General features: G+C 60.3%; 15 protein-coding genes and 1 pseudogene. 9 read left to right on the top strand and 7 right to left on the bottom strand.

Annotated features, from left to right (window positions below; translation table 11 throughout):
- Positions 1 to 325: 325 nt before the first annotated feature.
- The 4 genes from PGX04_RS14075 to PGX04_RS14060 all read left to right on the top strand — a co-directional run bounded on the left by PGX04_RS14075 (position 326) and on the right by PGX04_RS14060 (position 2,633).
- Entirely contained in the window at positions 326 to 751 is a 426-nt protein-coding gene (locus PGX04_RS14075; RefSeq protein WP_273739094.1) for a universal stress protein, read from the top strand.
- A gap of 531 nt (positions 752 to 1,282) precedes the next feature.
- Positions 1,283 to 1,405 (top strand): hypothetical protein, encoded by a 123-nt coding sequence (locus tag PGX04_RS14070; RefSeq protein WP_273739093.1) that lies wholly within the window; start codon positions 1,283 to 1,285, stop codon positions 1,403 to 1,405.
- Between the two features lie 21 nt (positions 1,406 to 1,426).
- A complete protein-coding gene (locus tag PGX04_RS14065; RefSeq protein ID WP_273739092.1) occupies positions 1,427 to 2,011 on the top strand; it encodes a hypothetical protein in 585 nt (194 codons plus the stop codon).
- A gap of 97 nt (positions 2,012 to 2,108) precedes the next feature.
- Positions 2,109 to 2,633 carry a thiamine pyrophosphate-dependent enzyme gene (locus PGX04_RS14060; RefSeq protein WP_273739091.1) on the top strand — a complete coding sequence of 175 codons (525 nt, stop codon included), beginning with the start codon at positions 2,109 to 2,111 and terminating at the stop codon, positions 2,631 to 2,633.
- Positions 2,634 to 2,933: 300 nt separating this feature from the next.
- On the opposite strand, the gene PGX04_RS14055 is transcribed toward PGX04_RS14060, so the two are convergent.
- The 3 genes from PGX04_RS14055 to PGX04_RS14045 all read right to left on the bottom strand — a co-directional run bounded on the left by PGX04_RS14055 (position 2,934) and on the right by PGX04_RS14045 (position 6,515).
- Complete coding sequence (locus tag PGX04_RS14055) at positions 2,934 to 3,953, bottom strand: Bug family tripartite tricarboxylate transporter substrate binding protein (RefSeq protein WP_273739090.1); 1,020 nt, start codon at positions 3,951 to 3,953, stop codon at positions 2,934 to 2,936.
- 522 nt (positions 3,954 to 4,475) lie between these two features.
- Complete coding sequence (locus tag PGX04_RS14050; protein WP_273739089.1) at positions 4,476 to 5,684, bottom strand: MFS transporter; 1,209 nt, start codon at positions 5,682 to 5,684, stop codon at positions 4,476 to 4,478.
- Between the two features lie 309 nt (positions 5,685 to 5,993).
- Complete coding sequence (locus tag PGX04_RS14045; RefSeq protein ID WP_273739088.1) at positions 5,994 to 6,515, bottom strand: MATE family efflux transporter; 522 nt, start codon at positions 6,513 to 6,515, stop codon at positions 5,994 to 5,996.
- An 81-nt stretch (positions 6,516 to 6,596) separates the two neighbouring features.
- On the opposite strand from PGX04_RS14045, the gene PGX04_RS14040 reads away from it, so the two are divergent.
- The 3 genes from PGX04_RS14040 to PGX04_RS14030 all read left to right on the top strand — a co-directional run bounded on the left by PGX04_RS14040 (position 6,597) and on the right by PGX04_RS14030 (position 7,688).
- On the top strand, positions 6,597 to 7,046 hold the full coding sequence (locus tag PGX04_RS14040; protein WP_273739087.1) for a GNAT family N-acetyltransferase: 450 nt from the start codon (positions 6,597 to 6,599) through the stop codon (positions 7,044 to 7,046).
- A gap of 172 nt (positions 7,047 to 7,218) precedes the next feature.
- Positions 7,219 to 7,311 (top strand): hypothetical protein, encoded by a 93-nt coding sequence (locus PGX04_RS34645; RefSeq protein ID WP_273739086.1) that lies wholly within the window; start codon positions 7,219 to 7,221, stop codon positions 7,309 to 7,311.
- 119 nt (positions 7,312 to 7,430) lie between these two features.
- The gene (locus PGX04_RS14030) at positions 7,431 to 7,688 is read left to right on the top strand and encodes a hypothetical protein (RefSeq protein WP_273739085.1); all 258 of its coding nucleotides are present in this window, start codon (positions 7,431 to 7,433) and stop codon (positions 7,686 to 7,688) included.
- A gap of 196 nt (positions 7,689 to 7,884) precedes the next feature.
- Here the strand turns inward: PGX04_RS14030 and PGX04_RS14025 are convergent, their stop codons facing one another.
- The 3 genes from PGX04_RS14025 to PGX04_RS14015 form a co-directional block, all read right to left on the bottom strand.
- Positions 7,885 to 8,175 carry a hypothetical protein gene (locus tag PGX04_RS14025; RefSeq protein WP_273739084.1) on the bottom strand — a complete coding sequence of 97 codons (291 nt, stop codon included), beginning with the start codon at positions 8,173 to 8,175 and terminating at the stop codon, positions 7,885 to 7,887.
- Positions 8,176 to 8,363: 188 nt separating this feature from the next.
- Entirely contained in the window at positions 8,364 to 8,549 is a 186-nt protein-coding gene (locus tag PGX04_RS14020; RefSeq protein WP_273739083.1) for a hypothetical protein, read from the bottom strand.
- A gap of 116 nt (positions 8,550 to 8,665) precedes the next feature.
- Positions 8,666 to 9,751: a cupin domain-containing protein gene (locus tag PGX04_RS14015; RefSeq protein WP_273739082.1), complete on the bottom strand. Its 1,086-nt coding sequence runs from the start codon at positions 9,749 to 9,751 to the stop codon at positions 8,666 to 8,668.
- Positions 9,752 to 9,926: 175 nt separating this feature from the next.
- Between PGX04_RS14015 and PGX04_RS14010 the strand changes: the two genes are divergently transcribed.
- Complete coding sequence (locus tag PGX04_RS14010; RefSeq protein ID WP_273739081.1) at positions 9,927 to 10,802, top strand: fumarylacetoacetate hydrolase family protein; 876 nt, start codon at positions 9,927 to 9,929, stop codon at positions 10,800 to 10,802.
- A 210-nt stretch (positions 10,803 to 11,012) separates the two neighbouring features.
- Here PGX04_RS14010 and PGX04_RS14005 read toward each other — a convergent pair.
- Positions 11,013 to 11,291 (bottom strand): annotated as a pseudogene (locus PGX04_RS14005) (acetate--CoA ligase family protein); the annotation flags it as partial.
- Positions 11,292 to 11,420: 129 nt separating this feature from the next.
- On the opposite strand from PGX04_RS14005, the gene PGX04_RS14000 reads away from it, so the two are divergent.
- A partial coding sequence (locus tag PGX04_RS14000) for an FAD-binding oxidoreductase (RefSeq protein WP_273739080.1) occupies positions 11,421 to 12,666 on the top strand: 1,246 nt, incomplete at its 3' end.

Below are 12,666 nucleotides of genomic sequence, written 5' to 3'. Positions count from 1 at the left end.
GAATTGAATCGTACATTCGCAGTCACCAAACGGAATCAATTGGAGATAGCCCGGCCGCTCGCGGTTGACGTGAACATCGCGGCCCTCTTCATTCGGTAACACGAAACACAATTGCATAATTATTACAAAAGTACGGTTGTAATAGGTCCTGGTCGATCAGGTATTGAATCGATATACCACTCCGTAATTCGTTATCACCGAACGAAAGGGATTCAAAGCAGCAGTCGAGGAGGATAGACACCTTCATATCATATTTCGGTTAATTATCGGGTCTGAGAGTGTAGCTGGGGGAAAAATAAATACCGAGGGCTAACAAATGAGGTGTATGGTAATCGTTGCAGCGGTAGACCGATCCGATCGGCGGGCCAGTGTAATCAAAGAAGCCGAAACGCTCGCGAACGCGTTCGACGACGTAGTTCACGTGGTTCACGTGCTGACACGTTCAGAGTTCGTCAATCTCGGGCGGACGAGCGCCGAGAAAAACGATCCGATCGATATGGAACGAATCCGGAACGTCGCGTCGGACATCGCAGCAGACGCGGCGGCCGATCTCGACGTGCCCTTCGAACCGGTGGGGCTCGTGGGCGAGCCGGCGTCTCGAATCACCGATTACGCGGAGAAGCAGGACGCCCGCTATATCGTAGTTTCGGGTCGAAAGCGATCGCCGACGGGGAAGGCGCTTTTCGGAAGCGTCACCCAGACCATGCTTTTGAACGCCGAGCGTCCCGTCGTAACGGCAATCACCGAGTAAACAGTTTTCCGGCGGAGAATATTCAACGGTAGGGCAAAAGCGGTTGGCAAACTATTGAATTGAGCGTGCTCGAGAACGTTCGCTGGTGTTACGAAATGGGTTATTCAAGCGGCCGGAACGCGCGAGACGTAGAGATATCGAATCAGGGGTGGGGGTCCGATTTCGTTGCTGATTTATTCGACGCATTCGGGTTCGATTTCGTCTCCTTTAATCCGGGCGCATCGTCTCGTGGGATCGAAGAGTCGGTAGTCAACTACAACGATAACAGGCCGGAGGTAATCCAGACCGGTCACAAGGAGCTCTCGGTGGCCATCGCTCACGGATATGCGAAGGCAACGGGCGAACCAGCGTCTGCATACTCCACGATGTCGGCGGGACGATGCACGGAGCGATGCCTCTACAACGCGTACTTGCGATCGGGTTCCGCTGCTCGCGCTGTCCGGGTCAGGTCTGATGTGGAAGTCCGACCGTCGGCCGTGGATCGAGTGGGTCTACATGGCACTGGTTCAGGGGGACATCGTCAGGGAGTAGGTGAAATGGGCCGATCAGCCGATGAACATCGACGGCGTGGCGGAGTCACTCCTTCGAGCGCACAAGATCGCCGCGACGATCCCGACCGGACCGGTATACGTGACGATCGATCACGATCTCTAAGAACAGCGCTTTGAGGAACTGATGGAGATCCCCGATCTGGGCAAGTTCGAGCCGCCGTCGAAGATGGCGCCCGACTGGAATGCAATCGAGACCGCGGCGGATCGACTGGTCGCCGCCGATATGCCCGTCGTACTCACCGATCAAGTCGGTAACTCGCGGAACGCCGTCGAATCGCTCATCGGACTCGCCGAACTCCTTGGCGCGCCCGTCGTCGATAGCCGCCGTCGACGTTATAATTTCCCCAACACGCATCCCCTCGACCTCACCGGTACCGAGGTCTATCGGGACGCGGACGGCGTCCTCGCGCTCGATATCTGGAGTCTAAACTACAGGCTGAAGAACGTCGACCGTGTTCGAAACGAGTTAACCGAAGCGATCGACGGCGAGTTCGATCTCATAAACGTTGGCCCGCACGAACTGGGGGCCTCGAGTCTGACGGCGGACTACTATGCGTTGCGAGAGACGGAGATTCCGAGACTTGCCGACACGGAACACGCGATTCCCGTCCTCGTCGATGTAGTCGAAGAACGGCTCGCTGCGACACCGTCACGGCGACGGGCGTGCGAGAAGCGATTCGACGAGCTGAAAGCGAAACACGAGGCCTAGCAATCGTGTAGAAGGCGGCCGCAAAGCAGTGGGACGAGAAACCGATCTCGACCGCTCGTCTCGCCGGCGAAATTGGGGACCTCGTTCGCGACGAAGAGTGGGTTCTCGTCAACGGAACGCTGCAGGGATAGGCACATCGGCTCTAGGAGATCGACGAATTCGGCGCGTACGTCGGCTCCGGCTCCAGCGGGACAGCATCGGATACGGAATCGGTGCCGCGATCGGCGGTGCACTAGCGTACGCCGATACCGACCGCATCCCGATCAATCTCCAGTTCGACGGGGACCTCATGTACTATCTCTGCTGGCTCTGTACTGTCAGCCATTACGGCCTTCCGCTTTTTTCGGTCGTTCACAACAACAGAGTGCTGTACAACTCGACCGAACATCGGATGCGGCTCGCGGAATATCGGGGTCGAGACTCGAGTTACGAGCGCGTGCTTATCGAGACCGGGCTTCAGGATCCGGTTCCGGACTACGCGCAGATCGCCGACGCGATGGGCGTGAACGGATACAGACCGATCGGGAACCCCGAAAATGTCGCCCCGGAACTCGAATCCGCGTGGGAAGACGTGAAGAACGGCTGCCCGGCGCTCGTCGACGTGATCTGTCAACCTCAGTAGTGCGGCCGGCTCTCCGCGGTCGGATGGCTACGGCTATTCGATCCGCCGTCTCAGGGTATCTCCGGCTACGTGGCGTCTACTGGGGTCAATCGCGACCGTCGATTCGCCTCCCGATCGGGGAGCAACTCGTGTCGCTCGCCGGCGATCAGTTCACACTACGAGGCTCGTACGAATATGAAAGAGCGCGGTTCTCGGACAGAGTAACTTGCTCGAGTGACTCCACGGGCACGTCCGTTCGCAGCCCAGTACTGACCATAGATCGTGATGGGGCTAGGGTTGATCGAGAACGCGCTACGGTCGTTATTCGGACTCCTGTAACTGATTCAGGAGATCAAGGTTGTTCTCCCAGTTGGTAACCGTATTTTCGACGACCTCGGCCGTGGTCTCGCCGTCCTTGTACGTAACCGGTCGGTCGGACTCTTCAGCCTCCGCCTGGAACTCCTCGTTGTTGATCGCGGCCTCGAAGCCGTCCCGTAGCTCCTGAGTTTCGTCGTCCGGCATCTCCGGCGGACCGGCGAACGCACGGATCGGTGCATTGATGTCGTTCACTTCCGTGGCGTTGTCGACGCCGGCGGTCGCGAGCGTTTCGGCATCGGGGGTCGCTTCGGGCGGTTCCTCATCGTCGGTCAACACGAGGAACATTTCCGCGTCACCGGACTCGTGGAACGGCAAAATCGAAGAGTACGTGCCGGCCATAACGTCGATATCGCCGCGATCGAGCGCGGGAATCATATCTCCTCGCCCGTCGTAGATGACGATGTTATCGACGACCTGCTGGGGTTCATACAGGCCCGAGATCGCCCCCAAGAGGATCGGACCGAGTGCCGCCCCCGCGAAGAGGCTCTGGGCACCGAACTTGAGTTCGCCGTTCCGAACGCCCTGAACGTAGTCGTCGAACGAATCGATATCGTTGTCCGGAGCGAGAGTTATGCCCGTGATATTTTCGGCTACCGTCGCGAACCACGTCATCTCGGTCAGATCGAACGCGGGGTCCTCCATCACCTGCTGCCGAGAGAATTGCTCGACGTTCATGATTCCGATGGTGTCTCCGTTCGGCTCGGCGTCGTATACCTCCCGCGTTCCGAGGCGAGCCTCGCCGCCCTCGACGTTTTTGACGTTAATAGTGGCGTCGAGTTCATCTTCCAGGTAGGGAACTACCAACCGCGTGTAAGTGTCGTACCCCCCTCCGGGGCCATATGGGACGATGGCCTCCATATTTCGGTTGTCACTACCCGTACCCGCACAGCCGGCAAGTGCGGCTATCGATACTCCACCGGCTGCTTGTAACACTCGTCGTCTGGTTGACTTTGGTATTGCCATGCAATAACACCCTCATAAGCAGGGAATATAAGAATTGCCGTATATTTCCGACACAAGCGGGGGGATTTCTAGCAGATCGTCAGTAAGTACGGACCACCGTATCACGGATGCAGTCAGAGCAATCATTGGTGAATGAGCCACGGTACTGGTTCCAGAATCCACTTTTGAATTCATGCTTTATTAAATGTGTGAATGTTATATAATTAAATAAATATAAACAAGTCGAAGATATCGTAGCATTCGAAACTACCGAATAGGGATACACGTGTTTACGGTAATACGGATGTAAATAGATGAGGAAAGATGTCTATCAAGAACTCATCAAAACATATTGAGCGGGGCGAATTATCCGGATAGGGATCTTCCATATATATCTTACTGTATTCACTGTTACCGAATCGTAACCGTTGTGATATCTAATTGCGCTCCGGAGCACGGATCGTTTCCGCTCCCCTGTCGTCTATTTGAGACGGCGGCTCGGATCACGTCGCCGGTCGGGATATCGCAAATTTATCATTCAAATTATAAACTCGAGTCTGTATAAATGAATATGAGTGATGCGTATACGATGGCGATTAATGCAGAAATAAAGAATATGCGACTGAACTCAGAGAGACCCAGAATTGCTCCAAAAACGACCGGTGAAGACGCTTGGCCACCGTATTTGAACATATTCATTCCACTGACGATACCGCCGCGACGTTCATCGGAGGCGATAACCGTGACGGCATCTTTGATGACCGGTGAGAACAGCGAATCACCGATAGTATACACGCCGAGCAAGGCTCCGAGCCAAACGAACGACGGCGAGAAAGGCATCAGAACGATGCTGGTTGCAGATATCAATAGACTTCCGATAAGAACTCGTTTCCGAGAAAACCACGCGACTATCCGTCCAGAGACCGGCCCGATACCGATGTAGACGACTCCTCGGACCGAAAGCACCATTCCTGCCACTGCCACCGAGGCTCCGAGCTCTCGCACGGCGAACAGCGGAACGAACGTGAGAAGTCCATACCGTATGAAATCACGGACCGCCTCCCCGAATAGCAACACTCTGAGGTTGACCTGGCCGGCCTCGTTGCGGAGATTGCGGACGTACGTTCGAATAGTGCGCCACGTCCCGCGATCGAAGATAGCACTGTGTGACGGTTCCGGGAGCCAGAACAGGGCGATTAGTAGGGTTGGTATTGCGACCAGATATAACAGAAACGGATAGTTCCAGGAGAGACCAGCGAGAAACCCGGCGAGAATAGGAACGACGGCCGATCCCATTCCGTTCGCACCAACTCGCAATCCCTGCGCGGTCGACGCCTTCGAGCCGCCATATAAGTCCCCGAGCAACGCCACCGTGATCGGCATCATTGCGGCGTACGCCACACCCTGAATCGCCCGAAGGAACAGGATCGTCTCGAACGAGTCGACGATAGCGATGGCACTCCCGGCGAGTCCGAACAGGAACACTGACGGAAGCAACACGGTCCGTCGACCATATATATCGGAGATAACGCCGGTAAACGGCACGGAGACCATCGCCAGGACGGAGTACATCGAAACGACAAGTCCAACCCGACTATCACTCACGCCCATCGCGTCAGCCATCGCCGGTAGCGCAGGCGACACGACGTTCGTCCCTAGCGTTGCGAGGACGCTAACAAGCGTAATTGATACAAATCGGCCATCCCGAGCTAAAGTCGAATGGTGAGTTTTTTCGGTTACTCGTTCTTCCATCTAAGTCAGACACCAGTCGAAACGTTACGGTAACAGTATAAAATAGTACAGGTCACCGCACCTCTGTGTGGCGCTTTTCGACGACATGGCGTGGCAATATCCGAAGCGAGTACTCGATGTGATCACTCACGGAGCGAACGACTGACGTCGCACCAGACGCCATTATAGTATCGGTAGAGCGTGATCACGGCGGGAACGAACATCCCGCAGCGAGAGGTACAACGCCGTGACCCCTAGCGGGGTAATGACGCCCAGAAACGCGACCGGCAGCACGACGCCGTAGAGACCGATCAAGGCCGCGTAAAACGGCTAGCGAGTGTCCCCCCTCCCCCCGCCACGTAATGCACCGGCGACGGCCTCGTCGAGTCCGACTCCGATCGTAGCGACGGCCGTGACGTGAACGAACGTCGCGGCCAGTTCAACGACGTCCTGCTCAGTGACGAACAGCCGCGCGATCGGCTCCGTGAAGACGATCACGAAGACGGCGGCGACGTAGAAGAGCAGCGAGAAACGGATGATCTCGTCACCGTAGGTCGCCGCAATGTCCTCCTCTTCGCCGCCGAGGTGGCGTCCGACGAGGCTGCTCAAGGCGATGGAAAACTCCCACGAGAGGCTGTTGATCAGGTCCCGCATTCGGCGGGCGATCTCGTAGCCGGCGACCGTGACGGAGCCGAAGACGGCGGCGATGGCCAGCAGCGGGAAGCGACCGCGGCTCAGGCGAGTTGCTGGAATATCAGCGGCGTACTGACGCCGATCAACGGGCGTAGCAGCGACGGATCGACGAGGGACCGGCGTCGCGTCGTTGCATTGCGAGCGAAGCGAATCCCGCATCGAGCGCACCCGCGTTGAACTACACCGAACCCGAACGCCTTCACGATAAGAAACAAGTGGCCGAGTGATAACTCGACTCCTATGACCTCGAGCGAGTGCGAGGGATGGGACAACGTCGCGTGTGAGGGGACCGATCACTGTCCGCCGCGCTGTCCGCGGTACGTCGACGATGAGGGAGACGCAGTTCTGATCCGCCCGTATCGGGAATCGGCCTTCGAGTCGCTGCTCAAGATGTACGACGCGATCGAGACGTCGACGATGGCGCTCCCGCCCAATGATCCCGATGACCGCGAGGCGTGGCTCCGCCGACTCGTGACCGACGGCTGGAATTTGATCGCGACCCGCGGGGACGACATCATCGGACACGTCGCCGTCGTCCCCGCCGACGCGGCGGAGCCAGAGTTCGCGATCTTCGTCCACCCGGCCTACCAGAACCGCGGCATCGGTACCGAACTGCTCAAGCACGTCGTCGCCCGCGCCGTCGACCGGGACCACAACGAACTCCACCTCAACGTCTCGCGGAAACGCTGACAGGCGATCGCCATCTACGAGAATGTCGGCTTCGATGTGACCGGTACGAACGTGATGGACCTCGAGATGACGCTTCAACTGACGGATCCAATCGTCACGGCAGCCTGTCGACCGCCGGCCGCCAGGGACTGAATCGGTCGGCGTACTCGTCGCAGGCGTCGGGCCAGTCGGTATGACGACTTCACTCGCATTGCACGCACACGGGATCGAGACGACCATTCTCGAGGCGGACCCCGAGGACCGGATCGCTCGGGGTGCCGGGTGATCTACGTCTACGGCTCGACGCTCTGAACGCTCGAGCGCATTCATCCTGAGCTGGGTGCCGACCTCGTCGAGGAGGGGCTCGTCTGGCCGGCCCGGCGAACGCTGTACAAGGGGAAGGAAGTGTTCAACCGGACGTACAACTCGCCGGGCGGCTCGGGCGACATTTTCCACTTCACCAGCGTTCCACAGGTCGTCACCGAGCAGTACGTGCTCGACACGCTCGACGAAGCCGAGATTGACATCCACTGGGAGTCCGAAGTCACGACCGTCGACTCCTCCCCCGACGGCATCCACGTCAAGACCGCCGACGAGTGGCTCGACGACGCACCGCACGGGCCTCACAGCTCCCTGCCGATCGTCTCGACCGGAAACTACTGAACCGGCATTCGATTCTGGTTTTTCTCGCGGTATCGAGGAGTGTCGGAGTGCGTCTCATGCGAAACCGATCCCGATCAGCGATTCTCGAGGGACTCTGGTCGACGCGCAAGAGCGCTTCCTCGAGGGAACGTTGTGTGTTATATCGAATCGCTACTGCAGCGGTACAGGGACCGGTACTCTGGCGGCACGGGGATCGCTACTGCAACGCCGTGGTTATTCGACGACTCGAGGCGGAGACGCGGAATAAGTGGAAAAGGAAGCCGGTTCGGACCAGTCCCACCCACTTAGTAACCCAGTGATCGCGGGCGGCCAGGACGAACGACTCCTCGTCGTCGAACGCAGTGTTCTTGGCGACGTACTCATTCCACTCGCCGTGGGAGACCGTCTCGAGTTCCGCGACCGACCCCGCCTCGCTTGGGCTGGCCGCGACCAGTTCGTCTAACATCTCGAACTCGGTCCGTTCCCGGACAAACGCGCCGCCGAACACATCCTCGATGGGGATCTCCTCGTCGTAGACATCGTCGGTGTCCGGCAGGTCGTCCTGCTCCGCTGTGACTCGACTCGATTACAGACAGCTACGACCTGACGCGAACGGAGCGGTTCCTCTGACCGCCGAGCGGCAACCCTGCTTCTCAAGCGGCACAGCGGCGATCCGCGCGGGAGAAGGAGACATGTTCAGTTCGCGGGCCGTTCGATGTTGGCGTCGAACACCTGTTCCGATAGGAAGACGCCGCGGCAGTCCTCGCAGACCATCTGGCCCTGAATCGCGTACTCCCAGAGCTTGCCGCCGCAGTCCAGACAGTCAAAGTGCGCTCGGATGAACGGGTCCTCGTTGACGTACGGGTTATCGAACTCGGCCATACAGGAATGCTAGCGGGACACGTATAAGAATATTACCTATTCGCCGATGCCGGAATCGGATTCGCGATATCGTCAGCGCCGAGAAAACGGAATCGCGACCGCGGAACGCAACGGCGTTACTCGTCGATCGCCGCCTCGGCGTAGAAGTTCATCGATCGGAGAATCGGCTCGTCGGTTATGCCCAGTAGGACCGCCTCGTCGTCGGGCTCGTGGTGGTGGGGAGCGTCCGGCGGCACGACGAAGATGTCCCACTGACCCCATTCGAGGGCCTCGCCATCGACGTGGGTCGCGCCCTCACCCTCGATGACGAAGTAGACCTCTGTCGAGTTCTGGAAGTGGGGGTCCGTCGGGCCGTCGTTCAATAGCTGGGCGCGGAACGACATGGTTGGGAACAGCGGCGGCTCCCCCGTAGCGGGGTTGACGTACGCGAGGCTGTAGCCGTCGTGGGGGTCCGGATCGTCGTTGTCGGCGCGCTGGTGCAGCGACTCGAGCATATCATCCCAACCGAAGCGATACGGCGGCGTCGGTTCCTTGTTGCCCTCGAACGGACCAGGAATGGTACCGTCAGACTCCTCGCTGGCGGGGCGGCCGTGTCCGTACTGGGAGTCCCAGTAGCCCTGTGTCTTCGTGACCGGCTGGCGCTCGAGTTCGTGGTTCTCGAAGATGTGGGAGTTGTTCAGGGTGTCGAGGAACAGCGGAAGGTCGAGGACGTCGAGCCACGCGGCGGTCTCATCAGAGTCGTTGACATGGTCGTGCCACTCCCACTGCGGCGTCGTGATGAGGTCGTTGTCCTTCATCGGGAACTCCTCGCCCGCGACGACCGTCTTCATGTCCTCGGTCCCGTCGATGGTAAACCGGAGCGCACTGGCGGCGTGGCGGTGGGCGGGCGCGGTCTCGCCTGGCGAGACCGTCTGGACACCAATGTAGATCGTGTTCGAAATCGCGTGCTCGGCATTGATCGGGACCGCAACTCGTCGCTGGAAGCCTGGCGGCAGGTCGGCGATCGGGACGTCCGCCTCGATGCCGTCGATCGCGGCCTGGATATCTTCCCACTTCCAGATGTCTGGCTCCAGGTCGTCGAGGAGGTTCCCCATCTCGTCTTCCACTTCCCAGAGCGGTCGGAGATTGTTCTGCTCGAGCAAATCTCGTGTGTCGGAACTCAGCTCTAGCAGCTCCTCTGGCTCTTGCTCTTTCTGGGTCATGTGTGTGTGTGTGTGTTTGGCGAACGGAAATATAAGTGTATTGGAGCCCCCTGCTCCGGCAACGGTCGGTGCGGATCACACTCGCCCCACATGTTCGGTCGAAGTGCATGATCGTTCGAGAACATCGTTACGAGAGAAAGGATGATTTATGTGGGAGTGTGGCAGTGGATCTACCATGCGACTCGTTAGATTCAACGACGACCGACTCGGTCTACTGACTGACGACAGCCTCATCGACGTCACCGACCGGCTCGGTCTCGAGACGAACGACCCGCTCAAGGAGTACGCCCGCCGCGACCTCGACGCGAGCGAGTACGGAGACGCCGAGCCCGACCACGATCTGGCCGACGTCCGCGTCGAAGCGCCCGTCCGCCGACCCGGCAAGGTCATCGCCGCGCCGCTAAACTACGAGAACCACGTCGAGGAGGCGCTGGCCGACGAGGACATCGTCACTCAGGAGTGGTTCACTATCGAGGACAAGGGGTACTTCCTCAAAGCGCCCTCGAGCGTCGCCGGCCCCGAGGACGGGATCGAACTCCCGTTCAATGACCGCCGCGTCGACCACGAGATCGAACTCGCGTTCGTCATGGGCGAGGACGTCAAAGACATCGACAGCGACGATGTCTGGGACGCCATCCTCGGCTACACGATCCTGCTCGACGTCTCGGTGCGGGGCGATCAGGACCGTTCGAACCGCAAATCCTACGACACGTTCACGATCATCGGTCCCTGCGTCGCGACGCCCGACGAGATCGGCGATCCCCACGACCTCGAGATGGAACTCCAGCTCAACGGCGAGACCCGCCAGCAGCAGAACACGGACGGCATGATCTACGACTGCTCGGACATCGTCGAGTACGCATCGATCGGCGCGACGATCGAAGCAGGCGACGTCATCACCACCGGGACGCCGGAAGGCGTCAGCGCGATCACCGACGGCGACACCATCGACGCCGAGATCGAGAACGTCGGTTCGATGACCGTCGACGTGACCGACCGAGACGTCTCGTTCGCGGACGTCGACGTCGAGAAGAGCCAGCTGAACGACTAACTCGGCCGCGACCGCGATCCGATCGCTTTTTTCGGTCCGCAGACGTGCCGTCCGCGGGCCGCGGCAGTTCTCTCCGTCGAACACCGTGCTCTCGTCGCGATCCGCTGTGCGTTCAGTGCTCGGTCTCGAGCGTGACGAGCGCGACCGCTCCCTCCGACGCGCCAGCAGCGGGTTGATCTCGATCTCGCGGATCTCCTCGCGGTCCACCAACAGCTCGCCGACGGTGACGATCGCCTCGGCGACGGCGCGTCGATCCACTGTCGGACGCCCGCGGTGACCGTCGAACAGCGGCGACGCGTCGAGTTCGCGAGTCATCGCGAGCGCTTCGGCCGTCGGGATCGGCGCGATCCGGTGGCTCGTATCCCGTCGCACCTCGACGGCGATCCCGCCCAGACCAACGAGGACGGTCGGCCCGAACGATGGATCGCGCGTGCCGCCGACGATGACCCCGAGGCCGGCATCGAGGTCGACGGCCGCCTCGAGGAGCACCGCCGCGTCGCTCCCTCGAGATCGCCGTTTCGGGGCTCGGGAACGACCCGAACAGATGGCTGACTCGGCGCGCTGTCGAACGCTTTATCGTTGTGAAACGTGTGACGTACGAGTAAGTGTTCAGTTGAGATGACCGCGAACCCTAACACCGTATTCGACGCAGGAGACGACGCTGCGGACGAAATCGCCGACCGGCGGGCGGAGTACGATTTCGTCTCGGCGGACGTGGATCGACTCGCGATGGTAGACGACATCCGCGACCGCGTCGATGGCGACGTTCGCTTTGACACCTACACGCGGCAACTGTACGCCACCGACGCGAGCGCGTACGAAGTGACGCCGATCGGCGTCGTGTACCCGGAATCGACCGACGACGTCGCCGCGACCGTCGCGTACTGTGCAACCCGAGAAATCCCCGTCCTCCCGCGCGGCGGCGGAACGAGCCTCGCGGGACAGGCGGTCAACGAGGCCGTCGTCCTCGATTTCACTCGCCACATGGACGGCATCGTCTCGGTCGATCCCGACGACCGACTGGCCCGCGTTGAGGCGGGAACGGTACTCGGCGATCTCAACGACGCGCTCGCCCCCCACGATCTGAAGTTCGCGCCCGACCCCGCCGCCAGCGACCGCAGCGCGATCGGTGGCGCGATCGGGAACAACTCGACGGGCGCTCACTCGCTGGTCTACGGCAAGACCGACGCCTACATCGAGGAATGTGATGCGGTCCTCGCCGACGGAACGGTCGTCACGCTCGGCGAGATCAGCGTCGAGGAACTCCGCGACTCCGCCGATCCCGACGGGTCGCTCCTCGAGCGAGTCCATTCGGCAGTCGTGAGGATCATCGACGAGGAGAGCGAGGAAGTGCGGGATCGCTTCCCGGAACTGAAACGCAACGTTTCGGGCTACAATTTCGACGTGCTCGTCGAAGAGGCGGAGACGGGGACCGTCAACCTCGCACGCCTGCTCGCGGGCAGCGAGGGAACCCTCGCCGTCGTCACCGAGGCCGAGGTCGCACTCGAGCCCGTTCCGGAGACCAAAGCGGTCTCGCTGCTGTTCTACGAGAGCGTGCTCGAGGCCGTCACCGACGTCCAACACGTTCTCGCACACGAGCCCGCCGCGGTCGAACTCATCGACGACGTGTTGCTGGGACTGGCCCGGGAGACGACGGAGTTCGAGGAAGCGGCGTCGCTCGTCCCCGACGAGGCCGAGGCCGCGCTGTTGGTCGAATTTTACGCGGACGACGACGACCACGGCCGCGAGCAGACCGCCGGCCTCCTCGGGGACAGGGTACCGGGAACCGACACCGAGGCGACGCCGCCGACGGACTGGCCGGCCATCGACGAGACGATCGCGTTCGCCGGGCTGGAGGCCCACG

It is taken from the genome of Natrinema soli, assembly GCF_028618695.1.
The sequence above is the reverse complement of the archived record's forward strand: the minus strand, read 5'-3'. Positions and strand labels throughout refer to the sequence as shown.

Bases quoted from the DNA above. Each gene is read 5' to 3' on its own strand.
- PGX04_RS34645 (WP_273739086.1), top strand. From the start codon at position 7,219: ATGACGACTTCACTCGCATTGCACGCACACGGGATCGAGACGACCATT.
- PGX04_RS14015 (WP_273739082.1), bottom strand. From the start codon at position 9,751: ATGACCCAGAAAGAGCAAGAGCCAGAGGAGCTGCTAGAGCTGAGTTCC.
- PGX04_RS14010 (WP_273739081.1), top strand. From the start codon at position 9,927: ATGCGACTCGTTAGATTCAACGACGACCGACTCGGTCTACTGACTGAC.
- PGX04_RS14065 (WP_273739092.1), top strand. From the start codon at position 1,427: ATGGAGATCCCCGATCTGGGCAAGTTCGAGCCGCCGTCGAAGATGGCG.
- PGX04_RS14040 (WP_273739087.1), top strand. From the start codon at position 6,597: ATGACCTCGAGCGAGTGCGAGGGATGGGACAACGTCGCGTGTGAGGGG.
- PGX04_RS14045 (WP_273739088.1), bottom strand. From the start codon at position 6,515: ATGCGGGATTCGCTTCGCTCGCAATGCAACGACGCGACGCCGGTCCCT.
- PGX04_RS14020 (WP_273739083.1), bottom strand. From the start codon at position 8,549: ATGGCCGAGTTCGATAACCCGTACGTCAACGAGGACCCGTTCATCCGA.
- PGX04_RS14050 (WP_273739089.1), bottom strand. From the start codon at position 5,684: ATGGAAGAACGAGTAACCGAAAAAACTCACCATTCGACTTTAGCTCGG.
- PGX04_RS14055 (WP_273739090.1), bottom strand. From the start codon at position 3,953: ATGGCAATACCAAAGTCAACCAGACGACGAGTGTTACAAGCAGCCGGT.
- PGX04_RS14075 (WP_273739094.1), top strand. From the start codon at position 326: ATGGTAATCGTTGCAGCGGTAGACCGATCCGATCGGCGGGCCAGTGTA.